The following is a 22,552-nucleotide window of genomic DNA, read 5'->3' as shown; positions in this document are numbered from 1 at the left end:
ATTGATTACAGAACGAATCCTGCAATCTGTCAAGTCTGCTCGTCATCCTTCGAGCGGTCACTGCGTTAACTTCGCCTGTTCCACCCCAGTCATTCACTTGAGTAAGTGGCTGGGGCTCTCAGGCTCGTTGCCTTGTTACCGCCCAAACGATTTAGAGAACTTGAATTACTCGCCTTTAGCTGCTTTGAAAGCTTCAGCCATTGCGTTGTTAGAGAAACCTGCATCTTCCTGTTTGTTAACAGTTGCGATTGCATCTTTCTCATCAGCTTCGTCTTTAGCACGAACAGACAGGCTGATTGCACGGTTCTTACGGTCAACACCGGTGAATTTAGCTTCAACGTCGTCGCCAACGCTCAGAACCAGAGTTGCATCTTCAACGCGGTCACGTGAAGCTTCAGAAGCGCGCAGGTAACCTTCAACGCCGTCAGCCAGTTCTACGGTTGCGCCTTTAGCGTCAACTGCAGTCACTTTACCGTTTACGATTGCGCCTTTCTTGTTCAGTGCAACCCAGTTGTTGAACGGATCTTCTGCGAGCTGTTTAACGCCCAGAGAGATACGCTCACGTTCTGCGTCAACCTGCAGAACAACTGCAGCGATTTCGTCGCCTTTTTTGTATTCACGTACTGCTTCTTCGCCTGCAACGTTCCAGGAGATGTCAGACAGGTGAACCAGGCCGTCGATGCCGCCGTCCAGGCCGATGAAGATACCGAAGTCAGTGATAGACTTGATTTTACCTTCAACACGGTCGCCCTTGTTGTGGGTTTCCGCGAACTGCTGCCATGGGTTGTTTTTGCACTGTTTCAGGCCCAGGGAGATACGACGACGTTCTTCGTCGATATCCAGAACCATCACTTCCACTACATCACCAACGTTAACAACTTTGGATGGGTGGATGTTTTTGTTGGTCCAGTCCATTTCGGAAACGTGCACCAGGCCTTCAACGCCTTCTTCGATTTCAACGAAGCAGCCGTAGTCGGTCAGGTTGGTAACGCGACCAGTCAGTTTAGTACCTTCTGGGTAACGTTTAGCGATAGCGACCCATGGATCTTCGCCCAGCTGTTTCAGGCCCAGGGATACACGAGTGCGCTCGCGGTCGAACTTCAGCACTTTAACAGTGATTTCGTCGCCAACGTTCACGATTTCGCTTGGGTGTTTAACGCGTTTCCACGCCATGTCGGTGATGTGCAGCAGGCCATCAACACCACCCAGATCAACGAATGCACCGTAGTCAGTGAGGTTCTTAACGATACCTTTAACTTCCATGCCTTCCTGCAGGTTTTCCAGCAGCTGATCGCGCTCTGCGCTGTTCTCGGATTCGATAACGGCACGACGAGAAACAACAACGTTGTTACGCTTCTGGTCCAGCTTGATTACTTTGAACTCAAGCTCTTTGCCTTCCAGGTGCAGCGTGTCGCGAACCGGACGAACGTCTACCAGAGAACCTGGCAGGAACGCGCGAATACCGTTCAGCTCAACAGTGAAGCCACCTTTAACTTTGCCGTTGATAACACCGACTACAGTTTCAGCTTCTTCGTAAGCTTTTTCCAGCGTGATCCAAGCTTCGTGACGTTTAGCTTTCTCACGGGACAGCAGAGTTTCACCGAAGCCGTCTTCTACTGCATCCAGTGCAACGTCAACTTCGTCACCAACCTGGATTTCCAGCTCGCCCTGGGCGTTTTTGAACTGCTCTGCCGGAATGGCAGACTCAGATTTCAGACCGGCGTCAACCAGTACGATATCTTTGTCGATAGCAACAACAACACCACGAACGATGGAACCCGGACGGGTTTCGATTGTTTTTAAGGATTCTTCAAATAGTTGAGCAAAAGATTCAGTCATGTTTAATCTTCAGGTTAATATAACGTCCACCTGGCTCCATGCCGGATGGGGTTGTTTCACATACCCACCGTCAATCCATTGCAGCGGGGCACTACGAATCTGTCGCGATTAAGCGAGTGCCAATTTCTGGCGCGCGTATTGTAACGCTTTTTCAATCACTTGCTCAATAGTTAATCGGGTAGAATCGAGCACTAAGGCATCGTCTGCCGGAACAAGTGGCGCTACAGCACGATTACGATCGCGGTCATCGCGCTCTTTTATCTCGGATAAAAGGCGATCAAAGTTAACACTAAAGCCCTTTTCCTGCAACTGAAGCATACGACGTTGCGCGCGTTCTTCCGAGGAAGCGTCAAGGAAAATTTTCACCGGCGCATCAGGAAACACCACCGTTCCCATGTCACGACCATCCGCAATCAGGCCCGGCGCTTCACGGAAGGCTCGCTGACGACGTAAGAGCGCTTCACGAACGCGCGGGAACGCCGCCACCTGCGAAGCCGCATTTGCCACTTCCTGGGTGCGGATTTCACCGCTCACGTCTTCCCCTTCAAGGATGACTTCAAGGTTGCCGTTGGTGGACACAAAGCGGACATCAAGGTGCGCAGCCAGAGGCACCAGCGCCTCTTCAGAAGCCATGTCCACATGATGATGCAACGCCGCTAACGCCAGTACGCGATAGATCGCGCCCGAATCTAAAAGATGCCATTGCAATGCTTCCGCCATCGCTTTGCACAAGGTGCCTTTACCCGCACCGCTTGGCCCATCAATGGTAATTACCGGGGCAATTGCTGTCATCGTTCTCTCCTTCATTAAAGGCGTCAGTTACATAAACGCCGCGCATTATACGCGCCATTGCCCGCAACCGTTAATGTTGCTTGCAAATAACGGAATGTTTGAAGGTGAGTGTAGAAGAAATAGGCATTAAAGGACGGACTAGCGTAAAACCAGCCCGTAAGTCATAGCGTTACTTCTTTTCTGCCGCAATACGATCGCGGATATGCTGCGCACGTTCTGTCGATGGCGGATGAGAATCAAACAGGGATTTAGCGTGGGCGCTGTCGAGGGCAGCCAGTTTATCGAAACTGCTGGCTAAACCCGCGGTGCTGATTTTACGTTTTTTGAGCAAATCGTAAGAGAAATCATCTGCCTCAGACTCCTGACTGCGCGAGAATGCAGAATTTATCGCCCCTTCCGCAATATCACCTAACTGAGACTGCGTGAGCTGAGACGCCACCCCGCTGGTTGCCGAAACAGCATCGCGAGCGGCAACAGTCGCATAGGCCGTCTGCATCGCTTTACGGGAATGGCCCAGCGCCACATGCCCCAGCTCATGGCCTAACACCCCTTCAACTTCATTGTCCGTCATCATATCCATCAGACTGCTGTACACACGAACGCAGCCATTGGCCATTGCCCAGGCGTTGATGTCGCTGGTCAAATAGACCTTATAGTTAACTGGGGTGCCGTTAATATTATTCCCTAGCGCCTTCGCTATTTTATTGATGCGCTTAGTATATTTGCTTGAAGCGCCCGCAATCTCATTTTGGCTGTCCAGTTCTTTACAGCCGCCGTTGGCGATGGCTTTGGCATCGGCGTCAGAGAGCGTCGCGGCTTTATAGGCCGACATACCGGCGCTCGCGATCCCGTTAGGATCGACGCCGTTCATATTTTTACAGCCAGCAAGAAGCGTAGCGGCAATGGCCAGAGATAAAAGCAGTTTACGATTTTTCATATCTATCTTCCGTTGATTAACATATTGATAAATTATGGATTAACCCACAGCGTTCACGGGAAGATAGCACTCCACGATGTCATGAAAAAAGTTTGAAACGGGACATAAAAAAAGCCGACTCGTGGTCGGCTTTTTTGTCTCATCCAGGGAAGAATCAGGCAAGTGTGCTAATACGCGCCAGCTGTTCGAAATAGTCCGGGAACGTTTTTGCGGTGCATTTCGGATCCAGAATGGTCACTGGCGTATCGGACAAGGCCACCAGCGAGAAACACATCGCCATACGGTGATCGTTGTATGTCCCGATCTCTGCAACCTGCAGTTTGGCTGGTGGCGTCACGCGAATGTAGTCTTCGCCCTCTTCCACTTCAGCGCCCACTTTACGTAGCTCCGTCGCCATCGCAAACAGGCGGTCCGTCTCTTTTACGCGCCAGTTGTAGATATTACGTAGCGTTGTGGTGCCTTTGGCAAACAGTGCTGCCGTCGCAATGGTCATCGCCGCATCAGGAATATGGTTCATATCCATATCGACCGCGTTCAGCTCACCGCGGGTACAGGCGATAAAATCATCGCCCCAGGTGATGACGGCGCCCATTTTTTCCAGCACGTCGGCAAAGCGAATGTCGCCCTGAACGCTGTTACGCCCGATACCGGTGACTTTCACCGTGCCGCCTTTAATCGCACCGGCGGCGAGGAAATAGGAGGCGGACGACGCATCCCCTTCCACCAGATAGTGGCCCGGCGACTGATACTGCTGCGCACCACGCACCACGAAGCGCTGATACGCCTGGTTTTCCACCTCGACGCCAAACGTCTTCATCAGATGCAGGGTGATATCAATGTAGGGTTTGGAAACCAGATCCCCTTTGATGGTGATTACCGTATCCTGAGATGCCAGCGGTGCCGTCATCAGCAGCGCCGTCAGGAACTGGCTGGAAACGCTACCGTCTACCGCTACGTCGCCACCCGTAAATCCACCGCGAAGGCGCAGTGGTGGGTAATTTTCCTGCTCCAGATAGTCAATCTGCGCGCCGCCCTGACGCAGGGCATCCACCAGATGGCCGATCGGGCGCTCTTTCATGCGTGGCTCGCCGGTCAGCACAACATTGTTGCTGCCCAGGCACAGCGCCGCCGCCAGAGGGCGCATTGCCGTACCCGCGTTGCCGAGAAACAGCTCCAGCTCGTCGACAGTTTGCAGCGCACCGCCGTTGCCCGTCACTTCACAACGCGTACGATCGGCTGACAGCGTGTACTGAACACCTAACGCGTTCAGCGCATTCAGCATATGGCGAACGTCGTCACTATCCAGCAGGTTAGTGAGAACAGTGGTGCCATTTGCCAGAGCAGCCAGCAGCAGGGCGCGGTTCGAGACACTTTTTGAACCAGGCAGATTAATGGTGCCATCTACCCGCGCGATCGGTTGTAACGTCAGGGATTCCATGAAACTTAACTCTCAAATCAACATAATAAAAACCCCGCAGCGAGGCTACGGGGGTGAAAAACTCGCGCAATTAACCGTGGCGACGTTCGAAGTCGGCCATAAAATCAGTCAGCGCTTTGACGCCTTCCAGCGGCATCGCATTGTAGATGGAAGCACGCATGCCGCCGACCACGCGGTGGCCTTTCAGAGCATGCAGACCCGCCGCGAAGGACTCTTCGAGGAACAGCTTATCAAGATTGCTGTCAGCCAACTGGAACGGCACGTTCATGCGAGAACGATTCGCGCTGGCCACGTCGTTGCGATAGAAGCCGCTGCCATCAATCGCGCTGTACAGAAGGGTCGCTTTTTGCTGATTGATCTTGTCCATCTGCGCCACACCGCCATTTTTCTTCAGCCATTTGAAGACAAGGCCAGAAAGATACCAGGCGAAGGTCGGCGGGGTGTTAAACATGGAGTCGTTATCATTCAGAACGGTATAGTCCAGAATCGACGGGCAGGCCTGGTGCGCTTTGCCCAGCAGATCTTCGCGGACAATCACTAACGTTAAACCAGCCGGGCCAATGTTCTTCTGCGCGCCAGCATAAATCACGCCGTAGCGGCTGACATCCAGCGGGCCAGAGAGAATGGTTGAGGATAAATCAGCCGTTACGACGACGTTGTCGCCAAAGTTCGGCTCTTCGTGAATGGCGATCCCGTCGATAGTCTCGTTCGGGCAATAGTGAAGGTACGCTGCGTCGCTGGAAAGCTGCCATTCACTCATCGGCTTCACGCCGCGCAGGCCATCAACAGTAATTTTGGCGTCGATAACATTCGGGGAGCAGTATTTTTTGGCTTCTTTCACTGCGCTGGCCGCCCAGTAGCCGGCATCAACGTAGTCTGCGGTGGTTTTGTCGCCGAGCAGATTCAGCGGGATGCCGGCAAACTGACCGCGCCCGCCGCCGTGGCAGAACAATACTTTGTAGTTCGAGGGAATATTCAGCAGATCGCGAAAATCTTTTTCTGCCTCTTCCGCCACCTGGATAAACTCTTTTCCACGATGGCTAATTTCCATCACCGATGTACCGAGACCCTGCCAGTCGCAAAGCTCCTGCTGAGCCTGTTTAAGCACATCCGCCGGTAGCATTGCCGGACCTGAACTGAAATTAAAGACCTGAGCCATTTACCCTCACCACGCTAAAAGCCATAAGTTATAACTGTGGATATCGGTTTTATCATTCAGTGACACGCGCCGCAATGTCTAAAACTTATGACCGGGAAAATGTGTCCCCGCTCACACAAAACAATCTGCCAGCGCGTTGTCACAAAACCGACAAATTGGCTGTCAGGTGACGCGTTTAGCCCGGCTCACCTTCGTCCATACTGGATTCGCACAGCGAGGGCAAAGTTGATGATCGCCCGGCTGCATCGTCAGAACATGGCTACAGCGTCGACAGGCATACTCCCCCGCCTCCGGGACAGTGGTAAAGCGTTCAACATATTCATCCGGCAAAATGCATAAACCCGGTTTCACGTCATCGTCGTCATAGTAATAGACGCTTATCTGCCCGTTCGTTTCCATGATCGCCAGCCGCACCTGGCCCAGCTGTTCCACGCTGTTTAAGCGCAGCTCCATGAAAAACTCAAATTCAGTCATGTTGGCGCTGCGAACCTTCTCCCAGGCCAGTTGCCCCTCTTCGACAATCACCACCGGCTTGCCTTCCAGTAGATCCTCGATTTTTTCGCTTTTCGACATCAGCCACATCACCAGCCGATAGAGTAAGCCCAGCGTGACAAAAACGATCAGCACCGGAATCATCGGCACATCGTCATAAAACGCGACGTCACCGGCCGCAGAGCCGAGTGTCAGAATGATCAGGACTTCAAACAGTGACATCTGCCGAACGCCGCGCCGCCCTGTAATTTTGAGAAACAGAAACACCAGAATAAAGGTGTAGAGGCTGCGCAAAGCTACTTCCCCTAAGAACTCAAGCGGGACTTTGTCGAACGCCATCCGCTGAAGATCGAACGCTTTCATTTTTATTCGCCTTAACAGTAAGTTACTGCTGATAAGCATAGCTGAGTCTTTTATTTTCGCTCTTCTCCTCGCGAAGATAGCGCCTGCCACGCAAAACCCGTATCATTGCGCGCTTTACGTACGATAAAAGTGATCGCCATGACTCAAACATTTATCCCCGGCAAAGACGCCGCTCTGGAAGATTCCATCGCTCGCTTCCAGCAGAAACTGACCGACCTGGGTTTTAATATCGAAGAAGCCTCCTGGCTCAATCCGGTACCTCACGTCTGGTCTGTGCATATTCGCGACACCGACTGTGCGCTGTGCTTTACCAACGGTAAAGGCGCCACCAAAAAAGCGGCTCTGGCTTCTGCCCTGGGGGAGTATTTTGAGCGCCTGTCCACCAACTACTTTTTCGCTGATTTCTGGCTGGGCGAGACTATCGCCAACGGCCCGTTCGTACACTACCCGAACGAAAAGTGGTTCCCACTGACGGAAGATGACACGCTGCCGGAAGGCATTCTGGATGCGCGTCTGCGCAAGTTCTACGATCCGGATAACGAACTGACCGCCGGTATGCTGGTCGATCTGCAGTCCGGTAACGACGAGCGTGGTATCTGCGCCCTGCCGTTTACCCGTCAGTCTGACGATCACACTGTCTATATCCCGATGAACATCGTCGGCAACCTGTACGTGTCCAACGGCATGTCCGCAGGTAATACCCGTAACGAAGCCCGCGTGCAGGGGCTGTCCGAGGTGTTTGAGCGTCATATCAAAAACCGTATTATCGCCGAGTCCATCAGCCTGCCGGAAATCCCGAGCGAGGTACTGGCGCGCTATCCGGGCGTGGTGGAATCTATCGCTAAACTGGAAGCAGAAGGTTTCCCAATTTTTGCTTACGACGGCTCTCTGGGCGGTAAATACCCGGTAATCTGCGTGGTGCTGTTCAACCCGGCCAACGGCACTTGCTTCGCGTCGTTTGGCGCCCACCCTGACTTCGGCGTGGCGCTGGAACGTACCGTTACCGAGCTGCTTCAGGGCCGTAGCCTGAAAGATCTCGATGTCTTCACCCCACCAACGTTTGACGACGAAGAAGTGGGCGAACACACCAACCTCGAAACGCACTTCATCGATTCCAGCGGTTTGATCTCCTGGGATATGTTCAAGCAGGACGCCGACTATGAATTCGTGGACTGGAGTTTCTCCGGCACCACGGAAGAAGAGTTCGCCACGCTGATGGCAATTTTCAAAGCAGAAGATAAAGAAGTGTACATCGCCGATTACGAGCATCTGAGCGTCTACGCTTGCCGTATTATCGTGCCAGGCATGTCCGACATCTATCCGGCAGAAGATCTGTGGCTGGCCAACAACAGCATGGGCAGCCATCTGCGCGAAACGCTGCTGGCTCTGCCGGGTAGTGAGTGGGAAAAAGAGGATTATCTGAACCTGATCGCCCAGCTTGACGACGAAGGCCACGACGATCTTACCCGCGTACGCGAGCTGCTGGGCCTGGCAACCGGCAAAGACAATGGCTGGTACACCCTGCGTGTGGGCGAGCTGAAATCCATGCTGGCCCTGGCCGGTGGCGATCTGGATCAGGCTCTGGCCTGGACGGAATGGACCATTGAGTACAACCAGTCGGTCTTCAGCCCGGAGCGCGCTAACTATTATCGTTGCCTGCAAACCCTGCTGCTCCTGTCTCAGGAAGAGGATCGTCAGCCGCTGCAATATCTCAATGCGTTCGTGCGTATGTACGGTGCCGACGCTGTTGAAGCCGCCAGCGCCGCATTGAGCGGTGAAGCGCCGTTCTATGGCCTTCAGGCTGTCGATAGCGATCTGAAAGCCTTCCCGGCCCATCAGTCACTGCTCAAAGCTTACGAAAAACTGCAGCGCGCGAAAGCGGCCTACTGGTCAAAATAAGCGCACATAGCATTACAGACAGTAGGCGTATTTCCACGTCTGGGCTATATTACGGGGCAATTTCATTGCCCCGTTTTTTTATTTCTTTTGCAATGAATTTTGATTGTAATAATAAAGTTAATTACAGGTAAATATAATTATGCTTACCTGGGCTTTACTGTTACTTTTTAAGGTAATTACTCCATTTTAATTAACTGCTTCGGGAGAGGTTACAGGAAATAATTCAACTCTTTTCATAACTTTTAAAATTTATTTTTATACGGATAATCAAAAACTTACTCCGCATTTGTTGCAAAACCATGCGCTTTGCGGGCCTATAAGCCAGGCGAGATATGATCTATATCAATTTCTCTTCTATAATGCTTTGTTAGTATCTCGTCGCCGACTTAATAAAGAGAGAGTTAGTGTGAAAGCTGACAACCCTTTTGATCTATTACTCCCAGCTGCGATGGCCAAAGTTGCCGAAGAAGCGGGTGTCTATAAAGCAACGAAACACCCGATGACGACGTTCTATCTGGCGATTACCGCTGGTGTGTTCATCTCCATCGCCTTCGTCTTCTACATCACTGCGACAACCGGTACTGCTGCGATGCCTTTCGGTATTGCGAAACTGATTGGCGGTATCTGTTTCTCACTGGGCTTGATTCTGTGCGTCATTTGCGGCGCCGACCTCTTTACCTCAACGGTGCTTATCGTGGTGGCAAAAGCGAGCGGAAGAATCACCTGGGGTCAGCTGGCGCGCAACTGGATTAATGTCTACGTTGGCAACCTGATTGGCTGTTTGCTCTTTGTACTGCTTATGTGGTTATCCGGCGAGTATATGACCGCCAACGGTGGCTGGGGACTCAACGTCCTGCAAACCGCTGACCACAAAATGCATCACACCTTTATCGAAGCCGTCGCTCTCGGCATCCTCGCAAACCTGATGGTCTGCCTGGCGGTCTGGATGAGCTACTCTGGCCGCAGCCTGATGGACAAAGCCATGATTATGGTTCTGCCGGTTGCGATGTTCGTTGCCAGCGGCTTTGAGCACAGTATCGCAAACATGTTTATGATCCCGATGGGTATCGTAATCCGCAACTTTGCGAGCCCGGAGTTCTGGACTGCAGTTGGTTCAACCCCGGAAAGTTTCTCTCACCTGACTATTATGAACTTCATCACAGATAACCTGATCCCTGTCACTATTGGGAACATTATCGGTGGGGGTCTGCTGGTTGGGTTGACATACTGGGTCATTTACCTGCGTGGCGACAATCATCATTGATGGTTTCTCAGGCAGTAAAGAAAAATCCACTTAAGAAGGTAGGTATCACATGTCCGAGCTTAATGAAAAGTTAGCCACAGCCTGGGAAGGTTTTGCGAAAGGTGACTGGCAGAAAGAAGTCAACGTACGTGACTTCATTCAGAAAAACTATACCCCGTATGAAGGTGACGAATCCTTCCTGGCTGGTGCTACTGACGCAACAACCAAGCTGTGGGACAATGTTATGGAAGGCGTCAAACTGGAAAACCGCACTCACGCGCCAGTTGATTTCGATACTTCCGTTGCCTCTACCATCACTTCTCACGACGCTGGCTACATCAACAAAGCCCTTGAGAAAATCGTTGGTCTGCAGACTGAAAAACCACTGAAACGTGCAATTATCCCGTTCGGTGGCATCAAAATGGTTGAAGGTTCCTGCAAAGCGTACAATCGCGAGCTGGACCCAATGCTGAAGAAAATCTTCACCGACTACCGCAAAACTCACAACCAGGGCGTGTTTGACGTTTACACCAAAGACATCCTGAACTGCCGTAAATCCGGTGTTCTGACTGGTCTGCCAGATGCGTATGGCCGTGGCCGTATCATCGGTGACTACCGTCGCGTTGCACTGTACGGTATCGACTTCCTGCTGAAAGACAAATACGCACAGTTCCTGTCACTGCAATCTGACCTGGAAAACGGCGTAAACCTGGAAGCAACTATCCGTCTGCGTGAAGAGATCTCTGAACAGCACCGTGCGCTGGGTCAGATCAAAGAAATGGCTGCTAAATATGGCTGCGATATCTCTGGTCCTGCTACCAACGCTCAGGAAGCTATCCAGTGGACTTACTTCGGCTACCTGGCTGCTGTTAAGTCTCAGAACGGCGCAGCAATGTCCTTCGGTCGCGTATCCACCTTCCTGGATGCTTACATCGAACGTGACATCAAAGCAGGCAAAATCACCGAGCAAGACGCACAGGAAATGATTGACCACCTGGTCATGAAACTGCGTATGGTTCGCTTCCTGCGTACCCCAGAATATGATGAGCTGTTCTCCGGTGACCCAATCTGGGCAACTGAATCTATCGGTGGTATGGGCGTTGATGGCCGTACTCTGGTAACCAAAAACAGCTTCCGTTTCCTGAACACCCTGTACACCATGGGTCCGTCTCCGGAACCGAACATCACTGTTCTGTGGTCAGAAAAACTGCCTCTGAACTTCAAGAAATTCGCTGCTAAAGTCTCCATCGATACCTCTTCTCTGCAATACGAGAACGATGATCTGATGCGTCCTGACTTCAACAACGACGACTACGCTATCGCTTGCTGCGTAAGCCCAATGGTTGTTGGTAAGCAAATGCAGTTCTTCGGTGCTCGTGCTAACCTCGCGAAAACCATGCTGTATGCAATCAACGGCGGCGTTGATGAAAAACTGAAAATCCAGGTTGGTCCTAAATCTGAACCAATCAAAGGCGACGTTCTGAACTTCGACGAAGTGATGGACCGTATGGATCACTTCATGGACTGGCTGGCTAAGCAGTATGTCACCGCCCTGAACATCATCCACTACATGCACGACAAGTACAGCTACGAAGCTTCTCTGATGGCTCTGCACGACCGTGACGTGGTTCGCACCATGGCATGTGGTATCGCAGGTCTGTCCGTTGCAGCTGACTCCCTGTCTGCTATCAAATATGCGAAAGTTAAACCAATTCGTGACGAAGATGGTCTGGCGACTGACTTCGAAATCGAAGGCGAATACCCGCAGTTTGGTAACAACGACTCTCGTGTCGATGACATGGCCGTTGACCTGGTTGAACGTTTCATGAAGAAAATTCAGAAACTGACTACCTACCGCAACGCTATCCCGACTCAGTCTGTTCTGACCATCACTTCTAACGTTGTGTACGGTAAGAAAACCGGTAACACCCCAGACGGTCGTCGCGCTGGCGCTCCATTCGGTCCAGGTGCTAACCCAATGCACGGTCGTGACCAGAAAGGTGCAGTTGCCTCTCTGACTTCCGTTGCTAAACTGCCGTTTGCTTACGCGAAAGATGGTATTTCTTATACCTTCTCCATCGTTCCAAATGCGCTGGGTAAAGACGACGAAGTGCGTAAAACCAACCTGGCAGGTCTGATGGACGGTTACTTCCATCACGAATCTTCCATCGAAGGTGGTCAGCACTTGAACGTGAACGTAATGAACCGTGAAATGCTGCTCGACGCGATGGAAAACCCGGAAAAATATCCGCAGTTGACCATTCGTGTATCTGGCTACGCAGTACGTTTTAACTCCCTGACTAAAGAACAGCAGCAGGACGTTATCACCCGTACTTTCACTCAATCCATCTAACTGGAATTGACTGAAATCACGCAGTAAAAAGCGTACAATAAAGGCTCCACGTCAGTGGGGCCTTTTTAACACCCTCTCCACACCAGTCTCTTTTGTCCGCTATCTATATACTTAATGGATAATAGCCAAAACAGACTCGACATAGCCGATGAGCTATGCACATAAACAGGTCCCGGACGGACCGAATCTGGAGATATCACCGCAATGTCAACTATTGGTCGCATTCACTCCTTTGAATCCTGTGGCACCGTCGACGGCCCAGGCATCCGCTTTATTACCTTCTTCCAGGGCTGCCTGATGCGCTGCCTGTACTGCCACAACCGCGACACCTGGGACACCCACGGCGGCAAAGAGATCACCGTTGAAGAGCTAATGAAAGAAGTGGTCACCTATCGCCACTTTATGAATGCATCCGGTGGCGGCGTGACGGCCTCAGGTGGCGAAGCAATCCTGCAGGCGGAATTCGTTCGCGACTGGTTCCGTGCCTGCCGCAAAGAAGGTATTCACACTTGCCTGGACACTAACGGTTTTGTCCGTCGCTACGATCCGGTGATTGATGAACTGCTTGAAGTGACCGATCTGGTGATGCTCGATCTGAAACAGATGAACGATGAGATCCACCAGAATCTGGTTGGGGTTTCGAACCACCGTACTCTGGAATTTGCCAAATACATTGCCGATAAAGGAATCAAAACCTGGATTCGCTATGTGGTGGTTCCGGGTTGGTCAGATGATGACGACTCCGCGCATCGCCTCGGCGAATTTACTCGCGACATGGGCAATGTCGAGAAAATCGAGCTGCTGCCCTATCACGAGCTGGGCAAACACAAGTGGGTGGCGATGGGTGAAGAATACAAACTCGACGGCGTTAAACCACCTAAGAAAGAGACGATGGAACGCGTCAAAGGCATTCTCGAACAGTATGGTCACAAAGTGATGTACTAAAAGAAGTCTGAATGACAAAAGCCCGGGCAATGTGCACCGGGCTTTTTTGTATCAGGCATGCGCCACTGGCGTCGGATGCTCCCCTGCTTTTCGTAGCAACATCAGGAGATAGATAAACGACACGCTGGCGATCATGATAAACAGCAGATTATCGGAATAGCTCTGCATCAGCATGGACGTAAATGTCGGACCCAGCAGGCTGCCGATGGTATAGCTCAGAAGCAGTGCCTGATTCATCGCCACCAGCTGGTGATGCTCGACTTTTTCACAGGCCCAGGCCATCGCTACCGGATAGAGCGTAAAGCCCGCCGCCCCCAGGATAAACAGCGCCGGGGCCATTGCCGCGTTGCTCAGCATCGCCAGACAGCCCATGATCACCACGAAAACCTGCACGCGCAGCACCAGCAGACGACCAAATTTATCGGCCAGTTTACCGATAGGCCATTGCCCCACAATGCCTGCACTGACCATCACCGCCATCCAGAAACCAATACCGGAATCACTTACACCTTTATGATTCAGGTAGAGCGGCATCAGGCCATACAGCGAGCCGAGTACAACCCCGGAGATAATACAGCCGTTGATACCCAGGCGTGCATGACGCAATCTCAGCATCGGCCAGACCTGCGTCGCTTCCTGATGTTCGCTACCCTGGTTAACAATTCGGGTAAAGAGCAGAGGCAGAATCGCCGCCAGCACCATACCGGTCACCCATGGCAGGACGCTCATCAAATCGGTAGGCAGTTTGCTGATCATCAACTGACCCAGCACCGTCCCCACGTAATAGACCATCATGTACGCCGCCAGTAAGCGGCCACGATTGCGGGATGTCCCACTGCACATCAGTGCGCTTTCCACCACCACCCAGATCATCGCGCAGCCGACGCCAGCGATAAAACGGAAGCTCATCCAGCTCCAGAATCCGACCATCACGCCCAGACCCACGCAACCGGCCGCAAAGATCAGCGAAGCCAGGTAATAACTGCGGTTGAACCCGAAGCGTTTGATCAGTTTACCGGTCAGCAAAGTACCCAGCAGATTACCGGTAAAATAGGATGAGCTGACCATCCCCACCTGCCATGTCGGAAGGTTTTCATGGGCGAGCCAAAGCGGGACGAGCGTATTTAATACCGCTATCGCCAGGGTCAACAAAAGCAGGCCGCAGAGCAAGAGCAGCACTGGGCGGGTGTAGGTGGTCATGGATTTTAACCGTGAGGAAGTAAAGATTCGAGCGCATCATGCCACCGGCAAAAACAAAGTCAATCCATGCAGTTAGCGGCCTCGCACGATTTGTTCGCTGTCGATTTAAAAAATTCATCCTCCGTGCGCAGCCAATACAATACGTAATAATTATCTGATTGTTTTTATTAATCTCTGAGGCAAATTAACGGCCGCGCTCAGTTGAAAAATTTCATGATAGAAAATAAAAAAGCCGGAGCAATTGCCCCGGCTCGATATAACCAAACGATCGTTTAACTGGCGACAGCCATACCTACCGTCATATGCAGACCGTAGAACACACCGCGACCAATCAGCTCTCCTGCCAGTACCAGCACGAAGGCCAGAGACAGCAGCGGAACGGCCGGTTGATACCCTTTCACCTGCGGGATCACCCAGCAGGCCAGAGCCGCAACCAGCAGTGCGATACGCCAGGCCATCAGCGAACCGTAATCCGGTACCAGCGCCGACGCTTGCTGAATAGAGCTATGGATAGCCGCCAGCTCAGCGCCCTGCATCAGCGCAACCATTGCACTGATCACCAGCGCCAGCAGTGATACCGCCGGCAGAAGGCGCATTGCCCAGCCATCGACACTCGCCACGCGCAGCAGCAGGAAGCCCAGCAGCGGACCACCAATAAACATGGTCAGGAAGAAGCTCATTGGTGTCCAGACGCTGTACCAGGTAGGAACGGTATCGATGGTGTTATAGACGCGTACCATCATCCAAACAAATACGACCCCAAGCACCATGGTCACGATCAGCCACACACCGCGCAGCCCTGACGGTAACTTCTTCAGTGCTGCCAGCAGCCAGCCAAGACCACCGACAGCAAAGAAGATCGCCCCACTCGCAATTTCATTACTGAGCGAAGAGGCGCCGATACGATTCAGGGAGTTAAATGCGCGCAGCGGCGAGCCGAGGTGGAGCGTGGAGGCGATAAAGCCAATCCCCATCAGAACCCACAGGCCGAACATACCCAGTATCAGACGCTGTTGCTGTTCAGCGCGTAAATCACCTTTAAGCAATGCCAGAGCGAGGACAATAAACCCGCCCACCACGCACTGTCCGAAGACGGTGAAAATCATCAACGGCCATTCATGCCATCCACTTCCCATCTCACACCTCCTTCGGATTGGCCAGGTAGCCGGTGGTATCACCCGTCGGACGGCTATTGGCATTCGGTTTAATAACGATACTTGGCTTCGTGAAGTGCGCAGACGGCAGCGGCGCGACAGCGGCAAGCTGACCGTGTTTCTGACGCAGCTCTTCAATCGGGCCAAAGTCCAGCGCGCGCAGCGGGCAGGACTCCACGCAGATTGGCTTTTTACCGTCTGCGACGCGGCTGTGGCAGCCGTCGCATTTGGTCATGTGGCCTTTCGCAGCGTTGTACTGCGGCGCGCCGTACGGGCAGGCCATATGGCAGTAGCGGCAGCCGATGCAGACATCTTCGTCCACCACCACAAAACCGTCGTCACGCTTGTGCATCGCGCCGCTTGGGCACACTTTGGTACACGCGGGATCTTCGCAGTGGTTACAGGCGATCGACAGATAGTAGGCAAACACGTTCTGATTCCAGACGCCGTTGTCCTCCTGCCAGTCGCCGCCTGCGTATTCGTAGATACGGCGGAAGCTGACATCAGGAGTTAAGTCTTTGTAATCTTTACACGCCAGCTCGCAGGTTTTGCAACCGGTGCAACGACTGGAATCAATGAAAAATCCATACTGGGTAGTCATCGGTTACTCCTTATACCTTTTCAACCTGAACGAGGTTCGTGTGGGACGGATTGCCTTTCGCCAGAGGCGACGGTCGCTGCGTAGTCAGCACGTTAATGCTGCCAGCCTGATCGATGCGATTGGCATCCGGGTTGTACCAGGCCCCTTCCCCCAGCGCGACCACGCCTGGCATCATACGTGGCGTCACTTTCGCCTCGATATGCACCTCTCCGCGATCGTTAAAGATACGAATGCGATCGCCATTGGCAATGCCACGTTTCTGGGCATCCATCGGGTTCATCCACATCTCCTGGCGGCACGACGCTTTCAGCACATCGACGTTGCCATAGGTAGAGTGAACGCGCGATTTATAGTGGAAACCGGTGAGCTGCAGTGGGTATTTGGCGGTGAGCGGATCGTTATAGTTCTCAAAACCAGGGGTGTAGATCGGCAATGGATCGATGACATCCCCTTCTGGCAGCTCCCAGCTGGCGGCAATTTTTGCCAGTGCTTCAGAGTAAATCTCGATTTTGCCAGACGGCGTAGTCAGTGGATTCGCCTGCGGATCTTCGCGGAACGCTTTATAGGCCACATGATGCCCTTGCGGATCGCGCTGTTTGAACATCCCTTGCTTACGGAAGGTGTCAAAATCAGGCAGTTCAGGCATCGCCTTGCGGGAGAGTTCATACAGATGACGCATCCACCCTTCCTGAGTGCGGCCTTCGGTGAATTGCTGCTCAACGCCGAGACGTTTAGCCAGTTCCGTGGTCATCTCGTAGATGGTTTTGCATTCAAAGCGCGGTTTAATTGCCTGGTCGGCAAAGATGACGTACGACATGTTGCCGCAGGAGGCATCCAGCGCGAAGTCCATCTGCTCAGAGGCGGTGCAGTCCGGCAGCAGAATATCGGCATATTTCGCCGACGAGGTCATATGGCAGTCGATCACCACAATCATCTCGCATTTTTTGTCATCCTGGAGGATGTCATGCGTGCGGTTGATGTCTGAATGCTGGTTAATAATGCAGTTACCGGCATAGTTCCAGATCATCTTGATCGGCACATCCAGTTTATCTTTGCCGCGCACACCGTCACGCAGGGCCGTCATTTCTGGGCCGCGTTCAATCGCATCGGTCCACATAAACATGGAGATACTGGTCTGCACCGGGTTTTCCAGCGTAGGCATGCGTTCGAATGGCAAAGAATAAGAGCCTTCACGCGCGCCGGAGTTACCGCCGTGGATGCCGACGTTGCCCGTTAAAATTGAGAGCATCGAAATCGCGCGAGTGGCAATTTCACCGTTCGCATGACGCTGCGGGCCCCAGCCCTGGCTGATATAGGCCGGTTTCGCCGAGCCAATTTCACGCGCCAGTTGCACAATACGCTCAACGGGAATGCCTGTGATGGTGGATGCCCATTGCGGCGTTTTCGCCACGCCATCGCTGCCCTGTCCAAGGATATACGCCTTGTAATGACCGTTAGCCGGGGCGCTGGCTGGCAAGGTTTTCTCGTCATACCCGACACAGTATTTGTCGAGGAATGGCTGATCGACGAGATTCTCTGTGATCATCACCCACGCCAGCGCATTCACCAGCGCCGCATCGGTACCCGGGCGAATCGGGATCCATTCATCTTCACGACCGGCGCCGGTATCCGTATAGCGCGGATCGACGATGATCATCCGGGCATTAGATTTTGCGCGCGCCTGCTCGAGGTAATAGGTCACGCCACCGCCGCTCATACGCGTTTCACCCGGATTGTTGCCGAACAGAACCACCAGTTTGCTGTTTTCGATATCGGACGGGCTGTTGCCGTCGGCCCAGCCGCCGTAGGTGTAATTCAGCCCTTCAGCGATTTGCGCAGAGGAGTAATCACCGTAGTGATTGAGATAACCGCCGCAGCAGTTCATCAGACGGGCAATCAGCGTTTTACCCGGTGGCCATGAGCGAGTCAGGGTACCACCGAGCGTGCCGGTACCGTAGTTCAGATAGATGGATTCGTTGCCGTGCTCTTTGATCAGTCGCTGCATATTCCCGGCGATGGTATCAAAGGCCTCTTCCCAGCTGATGCGCTCAAACTTGCCTTCACCGCGTTTGCCCACGCGTTTCATGGGATATTTGAGGCGATCCGGATTGTAAACACGACGACGCATCGAGCGACCACGCAGGCAGGCACGAACCTGATGTAACCCTTCGTAGTTATCATCCCCGGTGTTGTCGGTTTCGACATATTTGATTTCACCATCGACAACGTGCATTCGCAGCGGGCAACGGCTGCCACAGTTGACGGTACAGGCGCTCCAGACCACTTTATCCGGGGCACTCAGCGGCGCGATAGCTTCAGCCGCGGTTGCCATCCGTGAAAAAGGGAGAGTGAACGCGCTGCTGGCAACGGCCAGGCCACCAATCGCCGTCGTTTTGACTAACCCGCGACGACTCACCTCGGCAGCCAGAAGAGCATCAGGCGCTTTGATTTTCATAGAAACTCACTTTGGTTGCTCACAAATAAATAAAGGTGCGGCACACGCCGCTATATAGTTTTTTATATAACGATTTGATTCGTTATTAGATTTTTATGCTAATAATGAGTGAGATGAGTATTACTACTTTAGGAGGATAAGTTATTGTCTGGAGTCAAAACGCAGGCATAAAAAAAGCGCCATCAGGCGCTTTTTTGTTTTAGGGCAAATCAACCGATGTACTGCTGGCCTTTCATGTACGGGCGCAGCACTTCAGGGATCTCAATACGGCCGTCTGCCTGCTGGTAGTTTTCCAGCACCGCAACCAGCGTACGGCCCACAGCCAGACCAGAACCGTTCAGGGTATGAACCAGACGGGTTTTCTTGTCAGATTTGCTGCGGCAACGCGCCTGCATGCGACGTGCCTGGAAATCCCAGACGTTAGAGCAGGAGGAGATTTCGCGGTAGGTGTTCTGCGCAGGGACCCAAACTTCCAGGTCGTAGGTTTTACAGGCACCAAAGCCCATATCACCCGAGCACAGCGCCATACGACGGTACGGCAGACCCAACAGCTCAAGCACTTTCTCTGCATGGCCGGTCATCTCTTCCAGCGCATCCATCGACTCTTCCGGGCGAACAATCTGAACCATCTCGACTTTGTCGAACTGGTGCATACGAATCAGACCACGGGTATCACGACCGTAGGAACCCGCTTCAGAACGGAAGCACGGAGAGTGTGCAGTCAGTTTGATTGGCAGATCGTCTTCGTCGATGATTTCATCGCGAACAAGGTTGGTCAGCGGCACTTCAGCCGTTGGGATCAACGCATAGTTGCTGCTGTCTGCTTCTTCGTCCAGCGGACGAGTGTGGAACAGATCGCCTGCAAATTTCGGCAACTGGCCAGTACCGTACAGCGTATCGTGGTTAACCAGATACGGAACGTAGGTTTCACTGTAACCATGCTGCTCGGTGTGTAGATCCAGCATGAACTGCGCCAGCGCACGGTGCAGATGCGCGATCTGGCCTTTCATCACCACAAAGCGAGAACCGGTCAGTTTCACCGCAGCGGCAAAATCCAGACCCGCGTGCATTTCACCGAGGGTGACATGATCGCGCACATCGAAGTCGAATTCACGAGGGGTACCCCAGCGTTTCACTTCAACGTTATCATTTTCGTCTTTGCCGACAGGAACGCTATCGTCAGGAATGTTCGGGATCGCCAGCGCGATATCACGAATTTCGGTCTGAAGAACATCCAGTTCAGCTTTCGCCTGATCCAGCTCTTCACCCAGTTTGTTCACTTCCAGACGCAATGGCTCAATGTCTTCCCCGCGTGCTTTCGCCTGGCCGATGGATTTCGATCGAGAGTTACGCTCAGCCTGCAGATTTTCAGTTTGTACCTGCAGAACTTTACGACGCTCTTCAAGAGCGCGCAGCTTATCTACATCCAGCTTAAAGCCCCGGCGTGCCAGTTTTTCAGCGACTGCGTCTGGCTCGTTACGCAGCAGATTGGGATCGAGCATGCTTATCCTGTGCTTATCGAATTAAATGAGGAAAAGTGACCACAGCCTGCGGTCACAGGGATACATTGCCAACATTACCGCAACGATCGCGCTAACGGTAGCGTTTTATAGGGCTATTTTGATCCTGTCCGGTAAGCCAGGCGAGCTTTTCGCCAATCTTGCCTTCAAGACCTCTGTTGGTTGGACGATAATAGCGCGTTTGTGCCATTTCCTGCGGGAAATATTCCTCCCCGGCGGCATAGGCGTTCGGCTCATCGTGGGCATAGCGATATTCCTGACCGTAACCCATCTCTTTCATGAGTTTGGTCGGCGCATTACGCAGATGCACCGGCACATCATAGTCCGGCCGATCGCGAGCATCGGACATCGCTGCTTTAAACGCGGTGTAGACAGCATTACTTTTCGGTGCACAGGCCAGATAGACAATCGCCTGAGCGATGGCGCGCTCGCCTTCCGCCGGGCCTACGCGGGTAAAACAGTCCCAGGCAGAAATCGCCACCTGCATGGCACGCGGATCGGCATTACCGACATCTTCGGATGCAATCGCCAGACAGCGGCGCGCGACGTAGAGCGGATCGCCACCGGCGGTAATAATGCGCGCATACCAGTAGAGCGCAGCATCTGGCGCACTGCCTCGTACGGATTTGTGTAACGCCGAAATGAGATCGTAAAAACGATCGCCTTTGTTGTCGAAACGCGCGCTGCGCTCTCCGGCAATTTCGGTCAGTAACTCTGCCTTCAGCACCCGCTTCCCGGATGCGTCCAGCTCGGCCATATCGGCCATCATTTCCAGCGTATTTAATGCCCGGCGCGCATCGCCATTGACCAGTTCGGCAATCGCACGACGGGTATCATCCGGCAGAACGATATCCTGTCCGCCGTAACCGCGCGATTTGTCTTCCATCGCCTGAGTCAGTACTTGCTCGATATCGTCCGTGGTGAGCGATTTCAGCAGATAGACGCGCGCACGCGACAGCAGCGCCGAGTTGAGTTCAAAAGAGGGGTTTTCGGTGGTCGCACCGATAAAAAAGATCGTGCCATCTTCAATGTGCGGCAGAAACGCATCCTGCTGGCTCTTATTGAAACGATGGACTTCATCGACAAACAGGATCGTACGACGACCGGCATTGCGGTTTTGACGGGCGCGCTCAATGGCTTCGCGAATCTCTTTCACGCCTGACGTGACGGCAGAAAGGCGCTCCACGTCCGCATCTGCATAGCGAGCAATCACTTCGGCCAGCGTAGTTTTACCCGTACCGGGTGGCCCCCAGAGGATCATCGAGTGCAGATGCCCGGCTTCGATAGCGCGCGGCAACGGTTTACCGGAAGCCAGCAGATGCTGCTGGCCAATGTACTGCGCTAAATTTTCTGGCCGCATACGCGCGGCCAGAGGTTGAAACGCATTGTCAGAAAAATCGAGCGACAGGTTGCCCACTCACGCCTCTTACTTATTGCGTTGATCGTCCACCGTTACGCCCTGCGGCGGGGTAAAGGTGAATTTCGATGCGTCAATAGCGCCATTTTGCTGAGACTTGAGCTGGTAGCTGCTGCGCTGCTCATCCTGCTCAACGGCGCTGAATTGATTGATAGTCCCGTTGCTGCTCACATTAATGGTGAACTGCTTGAGATTGCCGTTATTGCCTTTCGGCGTCAGTACAAAATCATCGCCATTTTGCTTAATGTTGTACTGCTGCCAGTCGCTGGTCTGATTACGGGCGATGAGCATGAACGGCGTATTGCTGGTCGCGTCTTTCAGCAACGTTGCCGTCGCCTGCTCTACAAACGGATTGTAGAACCACAGGGTTTTGCCATCAGAAACCAGAATACTTTCATCCGGTTGCGTCATGTGCCAGTTGAACAGATTAGGACGTTTCACCCAGAGATCGCCCTGACCTTCCTGCACCGCATTACCGCTACCATCCGTCACTTTCTGTGTGAAGCTGGCATGGAAGCTGCTGACTTTATCCAGGCGGCTTTTAAGGTCGCTTGCGGCATCAGCCCAGACGCTGCTGGCAACAAAGCTGGTCAGTAGTGCTCCGAAGATTGCGATTTTTTTCATTATTAATCCTTAAAATTCGTCATCCCCGAATGGGGTGCTGTCCTCTATTCTGGACCTGCCCGCAGGCAGGCGACAGAAGAAAATGCTTAATTTTTGCTGATTTACCCATCTTTGCATTCGG

At 52.9% G+C, this 22,552-nt stretch carries 17 protein-coding genes; 4 read left to right on the top strand and 13 right to left on the bottom strand.

Features of this window, described 5'->3' with window-relative positions; translation table 11 throughout:
* Window positions 1-165: 165 nt before the first annotated feature.
* The 6 genes from rpsA to ACB496_RS07335 all read right to left on the bottom strand — a co-directional run bounded on the left by rpsA (window position 166) and on the right by ACB496_RS07335 (window position 7,020).
* Window positions 166-1,839: a 30S ribosomal protein S1 gene (gene rpsA, locus ACB496_RS07360; RefSeq protein WP_100776997.1), complete on the bottom strand. Its 1,674-nt coding sequence runs from the start codon at window positions 1,837-1,839 to the stop codon at window positions 166-168.
* Window positions 1,840-1,947: 108 nt separating this feature from the next.
* Complete coding sequence (gene cmk, locus ACB496_RS07355; protein ID WP_100776998.1) at window positions 1,948-2,631, bottom strand: (d)CMP kinase; 684 nt, start codon at window positions 2,629-2,631, stop codon at window positions 1,948-1,950.
* A gap of 169 nt (window positions 2,632-2,800) precedes the next feature.
* A complete protein-coding gene (locus tag ACB496_RS07350) occupies window positions 2,801-3,568 on the bottom strand; it encodes a M48 family metallopeptidase (protein WP_371974846.1) in 768 nt (255 codons plus the stop codon).
* A 154-nt stretch (window positions 3,569-3,722) separates the two neighbouring features.
* Window positions 3,723-5,006 carry a 3-phosphoshikimate 1-carboxyvinyltransferase gene (gene aroA / locus ACB496_RS07345; RefSeq protein WP_129034330.1) on the bottom strand — a complete coding sequence of 428 codons (1,284 nt, stop codon included), beginning with the start codon at window positions 5,004-5,006 and terminating at the stop codon, window positions 3,723-3,725.
* Between the two features lie 70 nt (window positions 5,007-5,076).
* The gene (gene serC / locus ACB496_RS07340) at window positions 5,077-6,165 is read right to left on the bottom strand and encodes a 3-phosphoserine/phosphohydroxythreonine transaminase (RefSeq protein WP_371974844.1); all 1,089 of its coding nucleotides are present in this window, start codon (window positions 6,163-6,165) and stop codon (window positions 5,077-5,079) included.
* A gap of 162 nt (window positions 6,166-6,327) precedes the next feature.
* Complete coding sequence (locus ACB496_RS07335; RefSeq protein WP_100777002.1) at window positions 6,328-7,020, bottom strand: DUF421 domain-containing protein; 693 nt, start codon at window positions 7,018-7,020, stop codon at window positions 6,328-6,330.
* A 138-nt stretch (window positions 7,021-7,158) separates the two neighbouring features.
* Between ACB496_RS07335 and ycaO the strand changes: the two genes are divergently transcribed.
* The 4 genes from ycaO (at window position 7,159) to pflA (ending at window position 13,460) form a co-directional block, all read left to right on the top strand.
* A complete protein-coding gene (gene ycaO, locus ACB496_RS07330; RefSeq protein ID WP_312069640.1) occupies window positions 7,159-8,919 on the top strand; it encodes a 30S ribosomal protein S12 methylthiotransferase accessory factor YcaO in 1,761 nt (586 codons plus the stop codon).
* 406 nt (window positions 8,920-9,325) lie between these two features.
* A complete protein-coding gene (gene focA / locus ACB496_RS07325; protein WP_123429160.1) occupies window positions 9,326-10,183 on the top strand; it encodes a formate transporter FocA in 858 nt (285 codons plus the stop codon).
* Between the two features lie 49 nt (window positions 10,184-10,232).
* On the top strand, window positions 10,233-12,515 hold the full coding sequence (gene pflB, locus ACB496_RS07320) for a formate C-acetyltransferase (RefSeq protein WP_100777005.1): 2,283 nt from the start codon (window positions 10,233-10,235) through the stop codon (window positions 12,513-12,515).
* Between the two features lie 204 nt (window positions 12,516-12,719).
* Entirely contained in the window at window positions 12,720-13,460 is a 741-nt protein-coding gene (gene pflA / locus ACB496_RS07315) for a pyruvate formate lyase 1-activating protein (protein ID WP_100777006.1), read from the top strand.
* A 51-nt stretch (window positions 13,461-13,511) separates the two neighbouring features.
* On the opposite strand, the gene ACB496_RS07310 is transcribed toward pflA, so the two are convergent.
* The 7 genes from ACB496_RS07310 to lolA all read right to left on the bottom strand — a co-directional run bounded on the left by ACB496_RS07310 (window position 13,512) and on the right by lolA (window position 22,431).
* Window positions 13,512-14,660, bottom strand: coding sequence for an MFS transporter (locus tag ACB496_RS07310; RefSeq protein ID WP_371974842.1), 1,149 nt, complete (start codon window positions 14,658-14,660; stop codon window positions 13,512-13,514).
* Window positions 14,661-14,932: 272 nt separating this feature from the next.
* A complete protein-coding gene (locus ACB496_RS07305) occupies window positions 14,933-15,796 on the bottom strand; it encodes a dimethyl sulfoxide reductase anchor subunit family protein (RefSeq protein ID WP_371974841.1) in 864 nt (287 codons plus the stop codon).
* 1 nt (window position 15,797) lies between these two features.
* Window positions 15,798-16,415, bottom strand: coding sequence for a DMSO/selenate family reductase complex B subunit (locus ACB496_RS07300; RefSeq protein WP_102105149.1), 618 nt, complete (start codon window positions 16,413-16,415; stop codon window positions 15,798-15,800).
* A gap of 10 nt (window positions 16,416-16,425) precedes the next feature.
* Window positions 16,426-18,870, bottom strand: coding sequence for a dimethylsulfoxide reductase subunit A (gene dmsA / locus ACB496_RS07295; protein ID WP_371974839.1), 2,445 nt, complete (start codon window positions 18,868-18,870; stop codon window positions 16,426-16,428).
* 209 nt (window positions 18,871-19,079) lie between these two features.
* Window positions 19,080-20,372, bottom strand: a complete 1,293-nt coding sequence (gene serS / locus ACB496_RS07290) for a serine--tRNA ligase (RefSeq protein ID WP_100777011.1) — start codon at window positions 20,370-20,372, stop codon at window positions 19,080-19,082.
* Between the two features lie 91 nt (window positions 20,373-20,463).
* Window positions 20,464-21,807: a replication-associated recombination protein RarA gene (gene rarA, locus ACB496_RS07285; RefSeq protein WP_100777012.1), complete on the bottom strand. Its 1,344-nt coding sequence runs from the start codon at window positions 21,805-21,807 to the stop codon at window positions 20,464-20,466.
* A gap of 9 nt (window positions 21,808-21,816) precedes the next feature.
* A complete protein-coding gene (gene lolA / locus ACB496_RS07280) occupies window positions 21,817-22,431 on the bottom strand; it encodes an outer membrane lipoprotein chaperone LolA (protein WP_371974837.1) in 615 nt (204 codons plus the stop codon).
* Between the last annotated feature and the right edge of the window lie 121 nt (window positions 22,432-22,552).

Origin of the sequence: Lelliottia nimipressuralis (assembly GCF_041464075.1) — a bacterium.
GTDB lineage: Bacteria > Pseudomonadota > Gammaproteobacteria > Enterobacterales > Enterobacteriaceae > Enterobacter > Enterobacter nimipressuralis.
The sequence above is the reverse complement of the archived record's forward strand: the minus strand, read 5'-3'. Positions and strand labels throughout refer to the sequence as shown.